This is a genomic window from Micromonospora sp. MH33 (assembly GCF_003013775.1).
Lineage (GTDB): Bacteria > Actinomycetota > Actinomycetes > Mycobacteriales > Micromonosporaceae > Micromonospora > Micromonospora fulviviridis.
In genome coordinates, this window is the sequence record NZ_MUYZ01000117.1 from 1 (window position 1) to 18096 (window position 18096).

Annotated in this window: 21 protein-coding genes and 1 pseudogene; 11 read left to right on the forward strand and 11 right to left on the reverse strand. The window is 74.1% G+C overall.

The window, feature by feature from the left end; genetic code table 11:
• Together B0E53_RS38710 and B0E53_RS18615 are read right to left on the reverse strand one after the other, a co-directional pair.
• A partial coding sequence (locus tag B0E53_RS38710; RefSeq protein WP_210406130.1) for a hypothetical protein occupies nt 1-326 on the reverse strand: 326 nt, incomplete at its 3' end.
• A 73-nt stretch (nt 327-399) separates the two neighbouring features.
• A complete protein-coding gene (locus B0E53_RS18615) occupies nt 400-1092 on the reverse strand; it encodes a carbon-nitrogen hydrolase family protein (RefSeq protein WP_107077233.1) in 693 nt (230 codons plus the stop codon).
• 64 nt (nt 1093-1156) lie between these two features.
• Here B0E53_RS18615 and B0E53_RS18620 point away from each other — a divergent pair, with 64 nt between their 5' ends.
• Nucleotides 1157-1909 carry a DedA family protein gene (locus tag B0E53_RS18620; RefSeq protein ID WP_107077234.1) on the forward strand — a complete coding sequence of 251 codons (753 nt, stop codon included), beginning with the start codon at nt 1157-1159 and terminating at the stop codon, nt 1907-1909.
• A gap of 497 nt (nt 1910-2406) precedes the next feature.
• Nucleotides 2407-2997: a hypothetical protein gene (locus tag B0E53_RS18625; protein WP_107077247.1), complete on the forward strand. Its 591-nt coding sequence runs from the start codon at nt 2407-2409 to the stop codon at nt 2995-2997.
• A 68-nt stretch (nt 2998-3065) separates the two neighbouring features.
• Here the strand turns inward: B0E53_RS18625 and B0E53_RS18630 are convergent, their stop codons facing one another.
• Together B0E53_RS18630 and B0E53_RS18635 are read right to left on the reverse strand one after the other, a co-directional pair.
• Nucleotides 3066-4433: a hypothetical protein gene (locus tag B0E53_RS18630; RefSeq protein WP_107077235.1), complete on the reverse strand. Its 1368-nt coding sequence runs from the start codon at nt 4431-4433 to the stop codon at nt 3066-3068.
• Between the two features lie 164 nt (nt 4434-4597).
• Nucleotides 4598-5119: a hypothetical protein gene (locus B0E53_RS18635; RefSeq protein ID WP_348639667.1), complete on the reverse strand. Its 522-nt coding sequence runs from the start codon at nt 5117-5119 to the stop codon at nt 4598-4600.
• Between B0E53_RS18635 and B0E53_RS39455 the strand changes: the two genes are divergently transcribed.
• Nucleotides 5051-5590, forward strand: coding sequence for a MazG-like family protein (locus tag B0E53_RS39455; protein WP_246835469.1), 540 nt, complete (start codon nt 5051-5053; stop codon nt 5588-5590). The two genes, B0E53_RS18635 and B0E53_RS39455, sit on opposite strands and share 69 nt — an antisense overlap.
• A 197-nt stretch (nt 5591-5787) precedes the next feature.
• Here B0E53_RS39455 and B0E53_RS18645 read toward each other — a convergent pair whose 3' ends face one another.
• Both B0E53_RS18645 and B0E53_RS18650 read right to left on the reverse strand, forming a co-directional pair.
• On the reverse strand, nt 5788-6369 hold the full coding sequence (locus tag B0E53_RS18645) for a dihydrofolate reductase family protein (protein ID WP_107077236.1): 582 nt from the start codon (nt 6367-6369) through the stop codon (nt 5788-5790).
• Nucleotides 6370-6435: 66 nt separating this feature from the next.
• On the reverse strand, nt 6436-7275 hold the full coding sequence (locus B0E53_RS18650) for a helix-turn-helix domain-containing protein (protein WP_246835470.1): 840 nt from the start codon (nt 7273-7275) through the stop codon (nt 6436-6438).
• Between the two features lie 200 nt (nt 7276-7475).
• Between B0E53_RS18650 and B0E53_RS18655 the strand changes: the two genes are divergently transcribed.
• From B0E53_RS18655 to B0E53_RS18665, 3 genes are read left to right on the forward strand one after another with little or no spacing between them, the layout of a single operon-like run.
• Entirely contained in the window at nt 7476-7697 is a 222-nt protein-coding gene (locus tag B0E53_RS18655; protein WP_246835471.1) for a cell wall-active antibiotics response protein, read from the forward strand.
• Between the two features lie 15 nt (nt 7698-7712).
• The gene (locus B0E53_RS18660; protein ID WP_107077238.1) at nt 7713-8684 is read left to right on the forward strand and encodes a pirin family protein; all 972 of its coding nucleotides are present in this window, start codon (nt 7713-7715) and stop codon (nt 8682-8684) included.
• A gap of 32 nt (nt 8685-8716) precedes the next feature.
• The gene (locus B0E53_RS18665) at nt 8717-9385 is read left to right on the forward strand and encodes a hypothetical protein (RefSeq protein ID WP_107077239.1); all 669 of its coding nucleotides are present in this window, start codon (nt 8717-8719) and stop codon (nt 9383-9385) included.
• Between the two features lie 227 nt (nt 9386-9612).
• Here B0E53_RS18665 and B0E53_RS18670 read toward each other — a convergent pair whose 3' ends face one another.
• Nucleotides 9613-10275, reverse strand: coding sequence for a DUF1345 domain-containing protein (locus B0E53_RS18670; RefSeq protein WP_107077240.1), 663 nt, complete (start codon nt 10273-10275; stop codon nt 9613-9615).
• An 8-nt stretch (nt 10276-10283) separates the two neighbouring features.
• On the reverse strand, nt 10284-10553 hold the full coding sequence (locus B0E53_RS18675; RefSeq protein WP_107077241.1) for a DUF2795 domain-containing protein: 270 nt from the start codon (nt 10551-10553) through the stop codon (nt 10284-10286).
• Nucleotides 10554-10710: 157 nt separating this feature from the next.
• Here B0E53_RS18675 and B0E53_RS18680 point away from each other — a divergent pair, with 157 nt between their 5' ends.
• Nucleotides 10711-11115: a DUF2267 domain-containing protein gene (locus B0E53_RS18680; protein WP_107077242.1), complete on the forward strand. Its 405-nt coding sequence runs from the start codon at nt 10711-10713 to the stop codon at nt 11113-11115.
• A 26-nt stretch (nt 11116-11141) separates the two neighbouring features.
• Here the strand turns inward: B0E53_RS18680 and B0E53_RS18685 are convergent, their stop codons facing one another.
• A complete protein-coding gene (locus tag B0E53_RS18685; protein ID WP_107077243.1) occupies nt 11142-12287 on the reverse strand; it encodes a CaiB/BaiF CoA-transferase family protein in 1146 nt (381 codons plus the stop codon).
• A gap of 250 nt (nt 12288-12537) precedes the next feature.
• Here B0E53_RS18685 and B0E53_RS18690 point away from each other — a divergent pair, with 250 nt between their 5' ends.
• The 4 genes from B0E53_RS18690 (at nt 12538) to B0E53_RS39460 (ending at nt 15316) form a co-directional block, all read left to right on the forward strand.
• On the forward strand, nt 12538-13557 hold the full coding sequence (locus B0E53_RS18690; protein WP_107077244.1) for a TerC family protein: 1020 nt from the start codon (nt 12538-12540) through the stop codon (nt 13555-13557).
• 94 nt (nt 13558-13651) lie between these two features.
• Nucleotides 13652-14242, forward strand: coding sequence for a sulfite oxidase-like oxidoreductase (locus B0E53_RS18695; RefSeq protein ID WP_210406131.1), 591 nt, complete (start codon nt 13652-13654; stop codon nt 14240-14242).
• Nucleotides 14243-14270: 28 nt separating this feature from the next.
• On the forward strand, nt 14271-15005 hold the full coding sequence (locus tag B0E53_RS18700; protein ID WP_107077249.1) for a ferredoxin reductase: 735 nt from the start codon (nt 14271-14273) through the stop codon (nt 15003-15005).
• Between the two features lie 17 nt (nt 15006-15022).
• Nucleotides 15023-15316: a DUF6510 family protein gene (locus B0E53_RS39460; RefSeq protein ID WP_168215364.1), complete on the forward strand. Its 294-nt coding sequence runs from the start codon at nt 15023-15025 to the stop codon at nt 15314-15316.
• 18 nt (nt 15317-15334) lie between these two features.
• On the opposite strand, the pseudogene B0E53_RS18705 reads toward B0E53_RS39460, so the two are convergent.
• A pseudogene (locus tag B0E53_RS18705) lies at nt 15335-16855 on the reverse strand (glycosyltransferase family 2 protein); the annotation flags it as partial.
• Nucleotides 16837-18096, reverse strand: a 1260-nt coding sequence (locus B0E53_RS18710) for a glycosyltransferase family 4 protein (RefSeq protein ID WP_107077246.1), incomplete at its 5' end; no start/stop codon positions are given. The gene B0E53_RS18710 and the pseudogene B0E53_RS18705, both read right to left, overlap by 19 nt.

Consider the following 18096-nt stretch of genomic DNA (forward strand, 5'->3'; position numbering starts at 1 on the left):
CGCCCTGCAGCGACTTCACCGGATAGCGCCGAATGCCCACCACCCGCCCGCTCACGGGCCGCCCCCCGAAGGCGCGACCGCCGCCCCGACCAGGGCGGCTGCCTCGGGTAGCCGGGCGGCGTCGAGCGGCCCGAGCTCGGCCGCCGCGCGGTCGCCCCGGGCAGCGACCCCAGCGGCCCGGCCTCGGCGACGTACGCGGACAGCAGCTCGCCCGCCGCCGTCGACAGCGGGAGGGACCGGTCCACGGCCACCTCGGCCAGCGCCCGCAGCCCGACGGCCTCCCGGTCCGCCGCGTACGGTCCGGGGTCCGAGCCGGTGCCCGTCATCGGCCCCTCACCTCCCGGTCCGGCGGCCCGTCGCCCCACCGTAGGCGATCGGTCCGACACCGGCCGCCCGTACTCAATGGAGGGTCGCCGTGACGAATTCCCCGACGGCCGTCCCGGCCCGGACGACCGCGAGCCCGGCCGGCGACCAGACGCCGGAACCGCCGGCCGCCCGCGCATAGCCGCCGCCGGTGGCCCCGGCGAAGCTGGCGACCGCCACCCACACCCCGTGGGCGGTGGCGATCCGGCGCGCGCGTTCCTCGGGGACCGCCGCGTCGTCGGCCGACTCCAGTACGCCGGCCAGGTAGGCGTCGGCGCCCCGGGCGATCGTCGCCTCGGGGTGCGCCGGGACGCCGGCGTCCTTGCAGACCGCGAGGCCCAGCCGCCAACCGTCCACCTCGAGCACCGCCGGCTCCAACCCCGGCCGGAAATGCCGCGGCTCCGCGCCACCCAGCCACATCTTCCGGTACGCCACCCGCGCGCCGTCCCCGTCCACCGCGAGAACCGCGATGTGCCGCCCGGCCACGGGCGCGCCCGCCAGCGCCAGCGCGTCGCTGTCGGCGCAGGCCGCCACCAGCGGCGCGAGCCGGGCGTCGGCGGGGTCCAGCGGGGCCGCGTCCAGTTCGTACCCGGTGAGCGACAGTTCGGGGAAGACGACCACCCGCGCCCCGGCGGCCCGGATCGCGGCGGCGTGCCGCTCGGCGTTGCCGGCGACGTCGTGCGAGCGGCAGAGCGGCTGGGCCACCGCGAGGCGCAGCGGCGTACGCATGCCCGCAGCGTAGTGGGCCCCGGTTTCCGTGGTCGCCGGCCGCGTCGCCTCGTAACGTTGTCGGATGATCGGAAACGCACAGCTCCTCGTCGGCCCCCGGGTGACGGCTCCGCGCGCCGCGGAACCGGCCGGCGAAGGACCCGTCGGCTGGGTCACCGGCCTGGTCGAACGGCTCGGCGGCCCGGGCGCCGGTCTCGCGGTGGCCCTGGAGAACCTCTTCCCACCCATCCCCAGCGAGGTGATCCTGCCGCTGGCCGGGTTCACCGCCAGCCAGGGGCGGATGAGCCTGGCCGGGGCGATCGCGTGGACCACCCTCGGGTCGGTGCTGGGTGCGCTGGCCCTCTACTACGTCGGCGCCGCCCTCGGCCGGGACCGGATGCGCGCCCTCGCGGGCCGGCTGCCGCTGGTCAAGCTGGCGGACGTCGACCGCACCGAGGCGTGGTTCCTCCGGCACGGGGTCAAGGCCGTGTTCTTCGGCCGGATGATTCCGATCTTCCGCAGTCTCATCTCCATCCCGGCCGGCGTGGAACGGATGCCCGTACCGGTCTTCCTGCTCTTCACCGCGCTGGGCAGTCTCATCTGGAACAGCGCCTTCGTGCTCGCCGGCTACCTGCTCGGCGAGAACTGGCACGTCGTGGAGGCGTACGTCGGGACGCTGCAGAACGTGGTCATCGTGGTCTGCGCCGGAGCGGTCGGCTGGTTCGTGCTCAGCCGGGTACGCCGGGCGCGCCGCCCCCGTCCCGCCCCGGCCGAACCGCCCCGCGGCACCCTCTACCGCGGCGGCTGGTGGGTCCCCGAGGAGCCCGACGACCACTGACCGCCCGACAGGGCCGCCCGGCCGGGTGTCGTCTGGGTCGTATGTCCGGTTCCCGCCCGGCTTGTCGTGTCGAGTGGAACGCCATGTGTGTCTCCCAGGCCCGGATACCCACATGGTGTTCCACCGACCCGCCCGACCTGGGCGGGCTGTCCGATTCATCGGGTGGTCGGCGGCACCCTGGCGGCGGAATGGCCGGCGGGTGGGCGTCGTTGTATCCGGGTGAACGACCGAGGAAGACGCCCCCGCGCGACGGGGTGCCGGCAAGACCCGCCAAGGCAGGGTGGCCCACCCCCGGGGCTGCCCCCGAGGTGAGGTGGCCGGTCCCGGAATGATGGTGGGCCGCTGGTCGTTGTACATGGTCCCGGCGCGACGAAGAGGCTCTGCCCCGCACGCCGGATCCCCCAAGACTTCTTGAGCGCCTGACGGTGCTTGCGCACACCCGATAGCCGACCCCCGTCGGTGGGCTGTGCGCCAACCCCCGAATGGAGCTTTCCCTCATGAACACGATGCTGCGTAAGAGCGTGCTGGGTATTGCTGGTCTGGCTTTCACCGGTGGCATTTTCGCCGGTCCGGTCGCCGCTCACGCCGACGCCGGTCCCGTCGAGGGCAAGCCGGTCGCGGTGGCGGTGCAGGCCGACAAGCCGGACACGGCGAAGCTGATCCCGCACGGTGTGCAGGGCGCCCAGTCGAAGATCACCCTGAACGACGAGCAGACCGCGAACGCGAAGGCGATCATCGCGGCGACGAAGAAGGCGGGTCTGCCGGAGCGGGCCGCGGTTATCTCGATCGCCACGAGCCTGCAGGAGTCGAAGTTGGAGAACCTGGGTCACCTCGGCGACAAGAATGACCATGACTCGCTGGGTCTGTTCCAGCAGCGGCCGTCCTCGGGTTGGGGTACGCCGGAGCAGATCACCGACCCCGAGTACTCGACCCTGGCTTTCGAGAAGGGTTTGAAGCAGGTTGATGGTTGGCAGGACATGCCGCTGACCGAGGCCGCCCAGACCGTGCAGGTCTCGGCTTACCCGGATGCGTACGCGCAGTGGGAGCAGCAGGCCGCCGACCTCGTCGCCCAGCACTGGAACAGCTGACCTGAACAACGAACGCTGGCCGGCACCCCGCAACACGGGGTGCCGGCCAGCGGCGTTTCCGTCAGCGGTCAGCAGGGCGGGTACAGGCGACGCGTCCCCGAGCCGGCGGCCCAGGCGGCCGGGTCGCTGAACCGGCAGCCGAAGTCCGGCGCCGCCACCGCCTTCCGGTCGGTCACCGCGTCGCCGGCCGGGCGCTGGCCGGTGCGTACCCAGGAAACCAGGTCGTCCCAGGCGGCGCCGGCCTCGGCCGGGCTGAACTCGCAGTGCTGCGCGGCCCGGACCGCCCGCTGCACGACCAGCCGGCTGCGCCCGTGCCACGCCGTGTCCCGGGCGTACGCCTGCTCCATGCTGAACGGCACGAAGAGGTCGCCGAGGTCGTGCAGGCTGAGCACCGGCACGGTGGGCCGGCCGCTGATCCGCGGCACCTCGGTCAGCGTCGGGGACAGCCGCTGCCGCAGGTTCTCCGGGGCGACCCGCTGCACCGTGGCGTTGACGTCCACTGGGCTGTTCGGGGAGTAGCGGGTGAGCAGGTTGGTGGCGAGCTGGCCGGGCCGCTGGGCGGGGGAGTCGCCGCCGTCGGTGGTGGTGATGCTGAACAGGAAGTCCTTCCAGACCGAGAAGGCCGCGTCGGCGCCGGGCCGCGGGCCGCCGGACCGCTCGACGGTGATCGCCCGCAGTTGCTTGCCGAGGTCGTTGGTGGTGTCCGGGCCGCCCGGCTTCAGCCCGGCCAGCCCGAGCGCCACCTGGATCCGCGGGACGGCGTTGGTCAGGTAGTCGTCCGGCGTCGGGTACGCGGGCACCCCGGCGAGGGCCTGCGCCACCAGGTTGTAGTCGAGGAAGAAGTCGAACAGCTCGTGGTCGCCGAGCACCCCGCACATCGGCAGCGCACCGTCGTAGTAGCCCGGGTACTGCTCCAGCGAGCGGCCGATGATGTGCCCGCCCATGGAGACGCCCGCGAGGTACACCCGCTTCGGCCGCTTCACCGTGTCGGCGAAGAAGTCGGCCAGCGCCCGGGTGCCGAGCACGCCGGAGCGGATGTCGTAGCCGTTGCGGTCGTACGAGGACGACGCCCAGGCGTACCCCTGCGCCAGCATCCGCTGCCGCAGGTCGTAGCCGGGCGGCTCGGGGGAGAGCACGGTGCCCTGGCCGCGGTAGCCGTGCGCCCACATGACCAGGTCGCCGTTCCACCGGGCCGGGGTCTCGATCACGTAGCCGGCGTGCTCGTGCACGCCCTGCCGGACGGTGGTGGTGGCACCGTCGATCACCAGCGGCGCGAGCGGCGGGTTGCTGATGGTGTAGCCGGGCAGCGGCTGGCTGCCGTCGCCGCCGACCGCGCCGGCGACGGCGGGCGTGGCGCCGGCGAGGCCGACCGTGAGGGTGAGGGCCGCGCCGGCGGCGAGCAGCCGGCGCAGGAGGCGGGTGGATGAGGTCAGCATCGTGCTCCCCCGGGGACGGGTGCCGCCCCGGGACGGGGGCGGCCAGGCGGGACGGATGCCTACCGGCCGGTAGCGCCCTGAACCTAAGCTCGGCCTCGAAGCCTGTCAATCATTGACTGACCGAACGGTCAGCCAGGTCCGCCCGGTCCGCCCACAGTGACCGCTCACACCAGACCGTGCGCCAGCATCGCCTCCGCGACCCGCCGGAACCCGTGGATGTTCGCCCCGGCCACGTAGTCGCCCGGCAGGCCGTACTCCTCGGCGGTGGTCCAGCAGCGGCCGTGGATGTCCCGCATCGTCTCGCGCAGCCGCTGCTCGGACTGGGCGAACGTCCACGAGTCGCGGCTGGCGTTCTGCTGCATCTCCAGCGCGCTCACCGCCACCCCGCCGGCGTTGGCCGCCTTGCCGGGGGCGAACCGCACCCCGGCCCGGCCCAGGATCCGCACCGCCTCCGGGGTGGTGGGCATGTTCGCCCCCTCGACCACCGCGACGCAGCCGCCGGCCTCCAGCGCCGCGGCCTCCGCGCCGCCGATCTCGTTCTGCGTCGCGCAGGGCAGGGCCAGATCGCAGGGCACCTCCCAGACGGTACGACCGGAGACCGCCACCGCGTGCGGCACGTGCCGGACGTAGTCGTCGAGGCGGGCCCGGCGCTCCTCCTTCAGCTCGCGCAGCAGGGCCAGGTCGATGCCGGGAACTCGGGCTCACCCGGGTTCCGCTCGACCACGTTCGCGAACACCGTCTCGACGGTCTGCGGCATCACGGACACGCCCCTTCCGGTCCCGGTGCCGGCCTCGTCGCCGCACCGCCCCCGGGTACGGATCGTCACCGTCGTCCGGTTCACTGGTCGGATGGACGACGTGATCTGGGAGACGGCCCGGGACGCCCGCGCCTGGCTGGACGCCGCCAACGGCACCGGGGACGCCGAGCTGACCTTCCGCCTGCTCAAGCTCACCGAGGAGGCGGGGGAGGCGGCCGCCGCCTGGATCGGGGTGCTCGGCCAGAACCCCCGCAAGGGCGTCACGCACACCCGCGCGGAGGTGGCCGCCGAACTGGCGGACGTCGCGTTCACCGCCCTGGTGGCGATCGAGAGCCTCGGCCTGGACGCGCGGACCGTGGTGTCGGCCTGCGCCGCGAAGGCACGCACCCGACTGGCTTGACCTTCCGGCAGACCCCCTGTCCGGGACAAATGTCCGGCTCCGCCCCCGGGCTGCCCCGAGGTGAGGTGGCCGGCCCGGAATGATGGTGGGCCGCTGCTGGCGCGTCGGTCCTGGGGCAGCGATGCGCAAACGCAGCCGGAGGCCCGAACTTGGGTCACCGTTCGCAGTGGACTTCTTCGCGTACCCGCTCAGATCGGTCAACGGCACACCCGATAGCGCAGGTGAAGCACCCGGTTGCCCTGAATCACCACGTCAGGATCCTCCAACAGGTGCTGCGCGTGGACCGACCCGAAGTAGCGCTTGCCGGACCCGAACACGACGGGTACGACGTCCATGCGCACCTCGTCGACCAGGCCTGCGGCAAGCACCTGGCCACCGACCTCGCCAGCGGCGACCTCGACCATGCGGTCACCCGCAAGCTCCTGCGCCTTGGCCACGGCTGCCTCGACGCCGTCGACGAAGTGGAACGGCGCCTCGGGGTCCCAGCCCTCGGGCTCCGGCCGGTGCGTCACGACGACCACGTGGTCGACCCCGCCCGGAGGCTTCCCGTCCCAGCCGTCCGTCAGGTCGAAGACGTGGCGGCCGACGATTGTCGCCCCGATCTGGTCCCAGTACGGCCGGGTGTAGTCGTAAGACGTCTGCGACACCTTCAACTCGCCGCTCTCGTCCAACGGCACGTCACCGCTGGACAACCAGTCGAACAGCGGTCCGGGCTGGTCATTCTCGTCCGCGACGAAGCCGTCCACCGACACCGAGCTGTACATGACAACTTTGCCCATGGGGCGCTCCTCTGCTCTGGGATGCCCCCATATTGGCGTGTCGTGAGCTGTCGCTCTTGTAAGAAATCAATCGGCCGGCAGCGGCCAGCTGTCCAGCACGTGGCCGGGATGTTCGCGCAGGAACTGCCGCCGGACTTCGACGTACCGGGTCGGCGTGAGCCCGGTGAACGCCCGGAACTCGTGGCCGAAGTGGGCCTGGTCGAAGTAGCCTGCGCGACCGGCGAGGTCGCCCCAGTCGATCGGCTCGGCGGGGTTGATCGAGAACACGGTGGCGGCGAAGCGGTAGGTGCGGGCCAGCCGCTTCGGCGTGACGCCGATGAGCTCCTTGAACCGCTGGGCCAGATGAGTGCTGCTGACACCGGCTGCCACCCTCAGGTCGCCGATCGCCACCGCCCCGCTGGTCGCCGCGATGACGCTGCTCGTATGGCGGACCAGCCCCAGGCCGGCGGTCTCGCACAGCCGTCGTGTCAGCTCCTCCTCGAGCAGCGTCAGCATCTCGTGCGGTCCGTCCGCCGTGGCCAGCCTGTCTCGCAGCTCAGCAATGGCGGGCCGGCCCCAAACCTGCTCTACCGTCACCGGCCGGTCACACAGCTCGCCCGCGGGCATCGGCAGGAACGGCGCCAGCCCCCACGGCTTGAAGTGCACGCCGACGGACCGGGTCCGGAGTGGGTAGCCGAACTCCAACGCGCGGGTGGGCATGGTGACCACGCAGCCGTCGGCGTACTCGGCCGGCTCGGTGTCGGTGCCGGCGCGGATGCGGAACGGCGCTCCGAGGTTGACGATGAGCAACGCCGCCGGCATCGGCGGCAGCGTCAGCCGGGCGTACGGCGACGCACCCTCCAGGTAGTAAAGGTCGTCGATCAGCCCGTCCAGCGGCGGTCGCGGCACTCTGGACACGTACTCCACGCCCGCAGTATCGCCGACGCCCCGCCGGCATCGCCCTCGGCTTCCGCAACCTCACCCACGCCAGGGCATTCCTCGGCGCAGGGATCAAGCCCCGGCGGCGCGCCGGCTTCGAGCTGACCGACGGCCTGACCAGCTTCACCCTGCGGGCCGCGGACCTGGGCGACGACCTGTACCGGGTCAGCGGCGCGCTGACCGTACGGATGACCGGCGGGGTCGGCGAGCTGACCGTGACCGTTCCCGGCGGGCCGCCGGCCCGGGTCCGGGTCGCCGCCGGCGCCGGTTCGGTGGCCGTGTACGACGATCACCGCACCGGGGTGGCCGCCGGGCAACTGGTCAGCTCCCCAGGCTGGGACCGGTCGCGGGACCGGCTCTACCTCGATCTGGCGGCCGGGGCGAACACGGTGAGCGTCGCGGCCGGCTGAGCGTACAGTCGGGCGGTGGACCGTACCGAATCCCTGCCGGCGCAGACCCTCCCACCTGGCGTGGGCTCCACCGATCCGGGCAGCGTGCTGCTGCCCGGGCACGACGTGCCGTTGGGGCGCTACACCACCGTGCGCCGGCTCCTGCCGCAGCGGCAGCGGCGGCTGGTCGGGGCCTGGTGCTTCGTCGACCACTTCGGACCGGACGACGTGGCCGAGCGCCCCGGCATGGAGGTGCCGCCGCACCCGCACACCGGGTTGCAGACGGTCACCTGGCTGCTCGACGGCGAGATCCTGCACCGGGACAGCCTGGGCAACGTCCAGCCGATCCGCCCCGGCCAGCTCAACGTGATGACCTCCGGGCACGGCATCGCCCACTCGGAACGCTCGCCCCTGGTGCACCCGCCGGTGATGCACGGCGTGCAGCTCTGGGTGGCGCTGCCGGACCCGGCCCGGGCCGGCGCGGCCGACTTCGCCCACCACGCGGAGCTGCCCCGGTGGCGCGACGGCGACCTGGCCGGCACCCTGCTCGTCGGCGAGATGGCCGGGGAACGCTCCCCGGCCGTGGTGCACACCCCGCTGGTCGGCGCGCAGCTCGAGGTCAGCGGCCCGGCGCCAGCCACGCTGCCGCTGCGCCGCGACTTCGAGTACGGGTTGCTCGCCATGTCCGGCTCCGCCGAGGTGGACGGGGTGGCCTTCGCCCCCGGTGCGCTGCTCTACCTGGGCGCTGGCCGGGAGTCGCTGACCCTGCGCGGCGCCCCGGGCAGCCGGCTGCTGCTGCTCGGCGGCACCCCGTTCGAGGAGCCGCTCGTCATGTGGTGGAACTTCGTCGGCCGGTCGCACGAGGAGGTCGCCGCCGCCCGCGAGGACTGGATGGCGGGCCGGCGGTTCGGCACGGTCGCCGACGACGCGGCGCCTCCGCTGCCCGCGCCGGCGCTGCCCACCACCCGGCTCAAGGCGCGGGACCGGCGCGGCGGCACGCTCGCCTGAATGCCCCGCCCCACCCCGGGTAGACGGCGGGCATGCCCACCACCAGTGCGATTTCCAGTGTCGAGGACAAGAAGCGGCTGGTCCGCCGGCTCGCCGGGGACGGCCGGGGGTTCGCCGAACGGTACGGGTTCCGGGTCACGAACAACCCGTCCCAGCTGTTCCAGGTGCTCTACCTGTCCGTTCTGCTGGCGAGGCGGGGCGACTTCCACAAGGCGGTCGACGCCGCGACGGGATTGCGGGACGCCGGCTGGGACAGCACCGCCCGGCTGGCCCGCTCGTTGCACGCCGACCGGGTGCGCGTGCTGCGCGCGGCCGGACAGCGCGGCGACGTGGACACCCTTGCCGCCACCCTGGGTGACCTGGCCCGGAAGGTGGTCGACGCGTACCGGGGTGACCTGCGCCGGCTCCGTACCGAGGCGCACCAGGATCCAGCCCGGGAGCGGCGGCTGCTGACCGCGCTGCCCGGGGTGGACGACGAGGTGGCCGACCTGTTCCTGCGCGAGGCGCAGGCGGTGTGGCGGGAGGTGGCGCCGGTGGCCGACCGGCGGGCCCTCGCGGCGGCCCGCCGGCTGGGGTTGGGCCGTTCCGCCGACGACCTGGCCGGGCTGGCCGGCAGCGGCGAGTCGGAGCGGCTGGCCTGGCTGGTCGGGGCTCTGGCCCGGGTGGACCTGGAGAAGCGGTACGCGGAGTTGAGCGCCTGACCGGGACGTGCCGCCGGCCACAGTTTCGCGATACTCACCCGTTCGGAGGATGCCGCGTCGTATGATGATCGTGGCAGCGATGCCCGCCCGGTTCGGGCGAACATCCACCGCCTGTCGGTCGCGACCCGGTTCGGGCGCGGACCGGCGGGGACAGGTGCTGCGTGGCGCCCCAGGTCGCGGTTCGTGACCCGGGGCGCCCGCCTGCTGTCGGGCCCACGCTGCCGGTTTCACGCGGCGAGGCCGGCGAGCAGGTTCACCGTGGCGGCGATGATGACCGCGCCGAACAGGTACGACAGCAACAGGTGCCGCAGCGCCGTCCGCCGCATCTCCGAGCTGGACAGGTCGGTGTCGGAGACCTGGAAGGTCGCGCCGACCGTGAAGCCGACGTACGCGAAGTCGGAGAAGCAGGGCGGCTCCGCCTGGTGGAAGTTGATTCCGCCCGGCTCACCGCTGTAGTACAGCCGGGCGTACCGGGTGGTGAAGACGGTGTGCACCACGAACCAGGCGACCACGATGCTGAGCACACCGAGTCCCCCGTAGAGGTCCCGGGGCAGTCCGGACGGGATGGTGTGCGCGGTGGTCAGCACCAGGCCGACCGCGAGCAGGCTGGCCAGGCAGGCGGCCAGCAGCAGGGCGTCGCGCGTCGCCCGGTTGGGGTCCTCCAGCTTCGCCAGTCGCGCGGTCTGTTCGGCGTCCAGCCGGGACAGCCGTCCCCACTGCAGGACCAGCCAGCTCAGCGCGGCGAAGTCCCACCCGACCAGCGGGGCGAGCGTGGGCGCCAGCATGACGGCGGCGGCAGCACCGGCGACGGCGCCGGCCAGCGCCATCACGACGAGTTGGACCGCCGCCGGCACGTGCCCGTGGACCCGGGCGGCCGTCCAGCGCGGCACCGCTCTGATCAGATGCCGCGCAGGTGCTGCGAGACCCGGGGGTGCCGGTCCCGGGCCTGCGCCGCGCGCTGCGAGCGGCTCACCTCGGGTGCGGCGTCGATGCCCGCCGACCGGGCCACCTCGTTGCCGTTGGCGTAGTCCACCGGCGGCAGCGCCCGCAGCGCCCGCAACACCTCCGGCGGCGCGCCCTCCCGTTCGGCTTCCCGGATGACGTCGTCCTTGCCGGCCGGGTAGTCCAGCGCCGACAGGTACTCAAGGACGTCCGTGTAGCTCGCCATGGGTCGGGCTCCTCGCGCCTGTAGTTGCGGTCACGACCGGCGGCGGATACCCGCCGGACCGCGGGTCACGCCCGGCAGCGGCGGAAAATCCGCCCGCCGTTTCCGGGTCGCCGTGGTGGGTACGCGGCCGGTCCGCGCACCGAAGGGGGTACCACCCATGCACTACCTCGCCTTCGTCGACCGGGTGGCACGGCGTACCGGGACGTCCGAGGAGCGGGCGGTGGAGCTGACCCGGGCCACGTTGGAGACCCTGGCCGAGCGCTTGACCGGCGGTGAGGTGCTGGACCTGGCCGCGCAACTGCCGAAGTCCCTCCAGGGGATGCTGAAACCCCACCCCCGTACCGAGGCGGCCGACCGATTCGGGGCGGCCGAGTTCGTGGCCCGGGTCGCCCAACGGGCCGCCGGCGACGAGAACACCGCCCGGGACGCCGTCCGGGCCGTGTTCACCACGCTGCGCGAGGCGATCACCGGCGGGGAGTTCCAGGACGTGGTGGTCCAGCTGCCGCGCGACTTCCGGGACATGGTGGAGCCGGCCCTGGCGCCGGCCTCCCGCCGCCGCTGAACCGGCGGGCCGCGCCGGGGTGGCGGTCAGGCGACCGTGCCGGCGGCGCGCAGGGCGGCGATCCGGGCCGCGTCGAGGCCGGCCTCGGCCAGCACCTCGTCGGTGTGCTCACCCGGCTGCGGCGGCGGCCGGCGTACCGAGGTGGGGGTGGCCGAGAAACGCGGCGCGGGGGCCGGCTGGGGAACCCCGTCGGGCGCGACGAAGACCTTCCGGGCGGCCAGGTGCGGGTGCTCCGGGGCCTCGGCCCAGTCCAGCACCGGCGCCACGCAGGCATCCGAGCCGGCCAGCAGCGCGGCCCACTCGTCCCGGGTCCGGGTGCGGAACAGCCGGGCCCAGGCCGCCCTCAGCGCCGGCCAGTTCGCCGGGTCGTGCCGGTCCGGGGCCTCGTCGCCGTCGAGCGGGAAGCCGGTGAGCCGGACCAGCTCGTCGTAGAACCGCGGTTCCAGCGCGCCGACCGCGAGGTGCCGCCCGTCGGCGCACTCGTACGTGTCGTAGAACGGGGCACCGCCGTCGAGCAGGTTCACCCCGCGCGGGTCCTGCCACATGCCGGACCGGCGCAGCGCGTGGACCTGGGTGGCCAGCACCGACACGCCGTCCACGATGGCCGCGTCGACCACCTGGCCGGGGGCGCCGGCGCGGACCGCGTACAGCGCCGCGACGATGCCGAGGGCCAGCATCATCCCGCCGCCGCCGAAGTCGCCGAGCAGGTTCATCGGCGGCACCGGGCGCTCGCCGGCCCGGCCGACGCCGTGCAGCGCGCCGGTCAGCGCCAGGTAGTCGATGTCGTGGCCGGCGGTGTGGGCCAGCGGGCCGTCCTGCCCCCAGCCGGTCATCCGCCCGTACACGAGGCGGGGGTTGGTGGCGTGGCAGTCGTCCGGGCCGAGACCGAGCCGCTCGGTGACCCCGGGCCGGAAGCCCTCGATCAGCGCGTCCGCCCCGGCGACCAGGGCCAGCACCACCTCGCGCCCCTCGGGCGTCTTGAGGTCGACGGCGAGCGAGCGGCGGTTGCGGTTCAGCAGGTCGCCCGGGAGGTCGCCGAAGCCGCCGCCGCCGATCCGGTCCACCCGCACCACGTCCGCCCCGAGGTCGGCCAGCATCATGGCGGCGAACGGCCCGGGCCCGATGCCGGCCAGCTCGATCACCCGTACGCCGGTCAGCGGCCCGTTGTTCATCGCGTCACCATAGGGCCCCGGCTGCCCGGGCACCACGCCCCACCGCCCCGCACAGCGGTTGACCAGGGCAATCACCCGGGTCGAGACTTGGCGTGCGGGTTGAGGTTGCCCTAACCTTGGAGCCGCGAGGGGAGTACTTCCCACGAACCATTCCGGTCAGTACGGCGGGCCCCGGGCCGGCCTCGGGTGGTTGCCCACGATCGGTGGGTGAAGGAGACCTCGGACATGACACCGTGTTCGAGGAGGCTCCATGACCGAGTTGTCGTATCTGTCCGCCGCCGAGTTGTCGTCGGTCGGCACCCCCACCCTCTGGGCGGTGACCATCGTCGGCGTGCTCGCGCTGCTGGTGCTGGACTTCCTGGTCACCCGGAAGCCGCACGAGGTCTCCCTCAAGGAGGCGCTGGGCTGGTCGGCCTTCTACATCGCCCTGCCGCTGGCCTTCGGCGCCTGGGTGTGGGGCCGCTACGGCTCGGAGCAGGGCGTCCAGTATCTCACCGGCTACCTGGTGGAGAAGTCGCTCTCGGTCGACAACCTCTTCGTCTTCATGCTGCTGCTGGCCGCGTTCGCGGTGCCCGCCGTGCTGGCCCAGCGCGTGCTGCTCTACGGCATCGCCGGCGCGCTGGTGCTGCGCGCGATCTTCATCGCCCTGGGCGCCGCCGCCCTGCAGACCCTCGACTTCGCCTTCCTGCTCTTCGCGCTCATCCTGATCGCCACCGCGGTCAAGCTGCTGCGCGACGCCCTCACCGGGCACGAGCAGGAGGTCGACATCGACAAGATGCGGTCGGTCCGGCTGCTCCGCAAGGTCATGCCGGTGGTCGACGAGTACCACGGCCCGAAGATGATTATCCGGCAGCACGGCCGGCGAGCGCTCACCCCGTTCGCCCTCGTGGTGGTCGCCGTGCTCGCCACCGACGTGGTCTTCGCCGTCGACTCGGTGCCCGCCGTCTATGGCATCACCGAGGACCCCTACCTGGTCTTCGCCACCAACGCCTTCGCCCTGCTCGGCCTGCGGGCGCTCTACTTCGTCCTGCACGCCGCGCTGAGCCGCCTCGTGCACCTCAGCTACGGCCTGGCCGCCATCCTCGCCTTCATCGGCCTCAAGCTGGGCCTGCACTGGGCGCACGGCATCTGGTCGGGCGTGCCGCAGATCCCGACCCTCGCCTCGCTCGGCGTCATCATCGGCGTACTGGTGATCGTCACCCTGACCAGCCTGCGCGCCACCCGCGGCCGCGCCCCCGCCGAGCGGCAGGTCGTCGTCGAGCGGCAGTGACCCGCCCGCCGCGGTGGTCACCCACCGCGGCGGCTCCCGGGCCGAACCCGTCGCCCCGACCCACCCCAGGTGGTACGACTGACGGGTGGGAATCGTGTCGCCAGGCTTCCAGGGCCGGCCCCGTACGGCCGAACCGGCCCTGCCGCCGGGGCAGTACCTCACCCAGGACTTCCCGGTCCTCTCCGCCGGGCCGACCCCCCGGGTGCCGCTGGACACCTGGGAGTTCGTCCTCACCGGCGAGGGTGGCGCCGAGTACCGGTGGTCCTGGGACGAGCTGATGGGCCTGCCGCAGGAGACGCCGCACGTGGACATCCACTGCGTCACCCGCTGGTCCAAACTGGGCACCGACTGGCAGGGCGTCTCGCTGGACACCCTGCTCGACGGCATCGACACCGCCGCCCGGTACGCCCTGGTCCACTCCTACGGCGGGTACACCACCAACCTGCCGCTGGACGACCTGCGCGGCGGCCGGGCCTGGGTGGCGCACACCTACGAGGGCGGCCCGCTCCCGGCCGAGCACGGCGGGCCGGCCCGGCTGCTCGTCCCGCACCTCTACTTCTGGAAGTCGGCCAAGTGGGTCCGCGGCATCCGGCTGCTCACCGACGACCAGCCGGGCTTCTGGGAGACCGCCGGATACCACGACTACGGCGACCCGTGGCGCGAGCAGCGCTACCAGGGCGACTGAGGTGGCCGCCCCGACGGCCGGCGGCCGGGTGGCCGCCCCGCTGACCTGGCGGGTGGCCCGGCTGGTGGAGCGGCGGGTCGAGACGCCGAGCGCGCAGACCCTGGTGCTGGAGGTGCCCGGCTGGCCGGGGCACGAGCCGGGGCAGCACGTCGACCTGCGGCTCACCGCCGCCGACGGCTACCAGGCGGCCCGCTCGTACTCGCTGGCCGGGCCGGCCGAGGGGGAGTGGATCGCGGTCACCGTGCAGCGGGTGCCCGACGGGGAGGTGTCGCCGTACCTCACCGACACCTACGCCGCGGGCGACCTGGTGGAGGTGCGCGGGCCGGTCGGCGGCTGGTTCGTCTGGCGTACCGACGAGACCGCGCCGGTGCTGCTGGTGGGCGGCGGCTCCGGGCTGGTGCCGCTGATGGCGATGGTCCGGGCCCGGCGGGCCGCCGGCAGCCGGGCCCCGTTCCGCCTCATCTACTCGGTGCGCACCCCCGGCGACGTCATCTACGCCGACGAGCTGCGCCGCCGTGCCCGCGACGACCAGGGCCTCGACGTGGCGTACGTCTACACCCGGGCGGCCCCGGAGGGTTGGCGGGGGGAGCCGCACCGGATCGGCCTGGCCGACGTGAACAGCCACGGCTGGCCACCGGACCTGGAGCCGCTCTGCTACGTCTGCGGCCCCACCGGCTTCGTGGAGACCGTGGCGGACCTGCTGGTGGGGCTGGGCCACCCGACCCGGCGGGTGAGGACCGAACGGTTCGGCCCGACCGGCTGACCATCCGAGGAGAGCGCATGACCGACATGTCCTACCTGGACGGCAACATGCTCGACGGGCCGATGCGGGAACTCTTCGCGGTCGACCTGAGTTCCGCCACCGGACGCTGCGACCACTGCGGCACCACCGGCCCGGTGGCCGGGCTGCACGTCTACTCGCACGCCCCCGGGCTGATCGGGCGCTGCCCGGCCTGCACCGGGGTGATGGTGCGCCTGGTCCGCGCCCCCGACCGCGCCTGGCTCGACCTGCGCGGCACCACCTTCCTCCAGATCCCCATGCCCCTCGACCAGCCCCACCCCCGCCCCCTCTGACCTGGCCCCGGTGCGCCACCGGCGGCGCAGGCGGCTGACGAGCTGCCCGACGGTCACCGGCACCACCGACAGGACGAGCTGGCCGTTGCGCGGGTCGACGGTCGCGGCCACCCCGTACAGGCGGGCGCCGTGGCGCACCAGCCGGGGGCGGCCGGCGGCGAGCCGGGGCGCGCGGACCGGGGCGCTGCCCCGGCCGTGGTCGCCGTCGAGCTCGGCCCGCACCGGGTGGCGCTGGCCGCTGGCCGCGCTGCCGGCGAGGAGCCGGTCGACCGGGAAGTCGGTCCGCACGGTCCGGCCGGTCGGGTCGGTGGCGTCCAGCAGGGTGGTGCCGGCGAGCGGACCGGCCACCAGCCGGACCGGCCCCGCCTCCGCCGCGAACCGGGGGTACGGGCTGCGCGTGGTCACCGCGAGGGTGTGCGCGTCCGCCCAGCTCACCGTTACGGTGTCCAGCCGGGCCAGCCAGTCGGCGCGTACCTCGGTGACGTCGGTCCAGGCGGCCGGTGCCCCCGGGTAGCCGGCGTGCCAGCGGCCATGGGCCACCACCGTGGCGGGGACGCCCCGCTCGGCGTCCTGGTCGATGACGGCCAGCAGTTCGTCGACGCCCCCGGCGGTCACCGCGCCGAGCCGCAGCCGGGCCTCGATGTCGAGCCGGTCCCGGAGCCCGTCGGTGACGTACCGCTCGACGAGCCGGCGCACCGCCGCGTGCACCCGCTCCTGCGCGGCGCGGTCCAGCCGGCGGAAGTCGTCGCCGACCAGGTTCGCCAGCTCCAGCCCGACGTGCCGGCGCAGCACCGCGTCCCGGCGCGGGCCGGCCGGGATCAGCCCGGCCACGAACGCGAACAGCCGCTCCACGCTGACCAGGCGCTGGTCGACCCGGCTGTGGTAGGTGATGTTGCGGGCGTCCAGCCGGCGCACCGCGTGGTAGTAGTCGTAGTCGGCGAGCACCGAGATCCGCCGGGCGTGGTAGCAGGCGGCGAGGGTGAACGGCTGGTCGCTGAGCACCGGCATGTCCTCGGGGAAGCGTAGCCCGAGCCGGTCCACGAGGTCCCGGCGGAACAGCTTGGTGTTCGCCAGCGACCAGGGCAGCGCCGAGTCGAACAGGCTCACGTCGACCGCGTTGCCGGCGGCGAAGACGTCGGAGAAGACGTGCCGGCCGTTGACCCCGACCACCTTGCCGAGCACCACGTCCGAGCCGTACCGGTCGGCGGCGGCGACCAGCCGCTCCAGCGCCTCCGGGCCGAGGTGGTCGTCCGAGCCGAGGAAGAAGACGTACCGGCCGGTGGCCAGCTCCAGGCCCCGGTTGCAGGGGGCGGCCGGGCCGCCGGAGTTGGCCTGGTGGACCACCGTCACGGTGCCGGGGTGGCGGGCGGCGAACCGGTCCAGCAGCCGGCCGCTGCCGTCGGTGGAGCCGTCGTCCACCGCCACGATCTCCAGCCGGTGCCGGCCGATGGTCTGGCGCAGCAGCGAGTCCAGGCAGGACCGCAGGTAGGGCAGGGTGTTGTAGACCGGGATGACGACGCTCACGTCGGGGGTGGGCACCGGAGCGCTCCTCGGGGAGTCGGCGGGTCGAGCGGGTCCGCGTCGGGCGGGGGTGGGGCGTCGGGCAGCAGCCGCCGGTAGACCGCCTCCAGCACCTCGGCCTGCGCCGACCAGGTCCAGCCGGCGAGCAGGCCCGGCCGGTCGTACGCGGCGCGGTGCCGGGCGGGGTCGGCCAGCACGGCGGTCACCGCGCGGACCAGGTCGTCGACGTCACCGGCGCGGAAGACCTCGCCCTGGCCGGTCCGCCGGACGGTGGCGGCCATGGTCCGCACGTCGCTGACCACCACGGGCAGCCGGGCGTGCGCGTACTCGAAGAACTTGGTGATCAGGGCGATCTCGTGGTTGGGCCAGCGGTGGATCGGGATCACCCCGGCGTCGGCGCCGGACAGGAACGGCACCACCTGCCAGTGCGGCACGTACGGCAGCACGTGCAGCCGGTCGGCGGCGCCGAGCCGGGCGGCCCGGTCGGCGAGCCGCTCGACGTAGCGCAGCGCCGGGTTGACCACCAGCGCGAGGTGCACGCCCGGCAGCCGGGGCAGCGCCTCGACCAGGTCGTCCAGCCCGCGCTGCGGGGCCGCCGCGCCGCTGTAGACCAGCAGCGGCACGTCCGGGCCGATCCCGCACTCGGCCCGCAGGTCCGGCGGCGGCGCGTCGTCGGCCGGGCGGTGGTCGTCGGCGGGGGCGTTGAGCAGCACGCCCGGCGCCTCGGCGAGCCCGTGCTCGCGGCGCAGCCGCTCGGCCAGGTCCGCCGAGACGGTGAGCACCGCGTCGGCGTACGGGGCGTACTCCCGCTCATGGGCCCGGTGGGCGGGCAGCCAGCGGGCGTGGTCCCGCCACGGCTTGATCCCGGGCAGGAACTCGTGGGCGTCCCAGACCAGCGCGACCCGGCGGCCCTGGCCGCCCGCCCGGATCTTGGCGCGGGCGCCGACGCCGAGCATCCGGAAGTCGTGCGCGTGGATCAGGTCCGGGCGCAGCCGGTCCACCTCGGGGCCGTAGGCCAGCTCGTAGTCCCAGAGCCCGGGCTCCAGCCGCCGCCAGGCCCGGTCACCGAGCGCGAGCTGCCAGAACAGCGTGTACGCCCGGTCCCACGGGCCGCGGAAGCGGCGGCCGTACCGGACTCTGTTCATCATCTTGGTGCGCAGCCACACCCAGCGGTCCAGCAGCCGGGCGGCGACCTCCCGTCGGCGCAGCGCGCGCCGGACCCGGCGCAGCCGGCCGCCGGCCAGCTCCCCGGCCGCGGC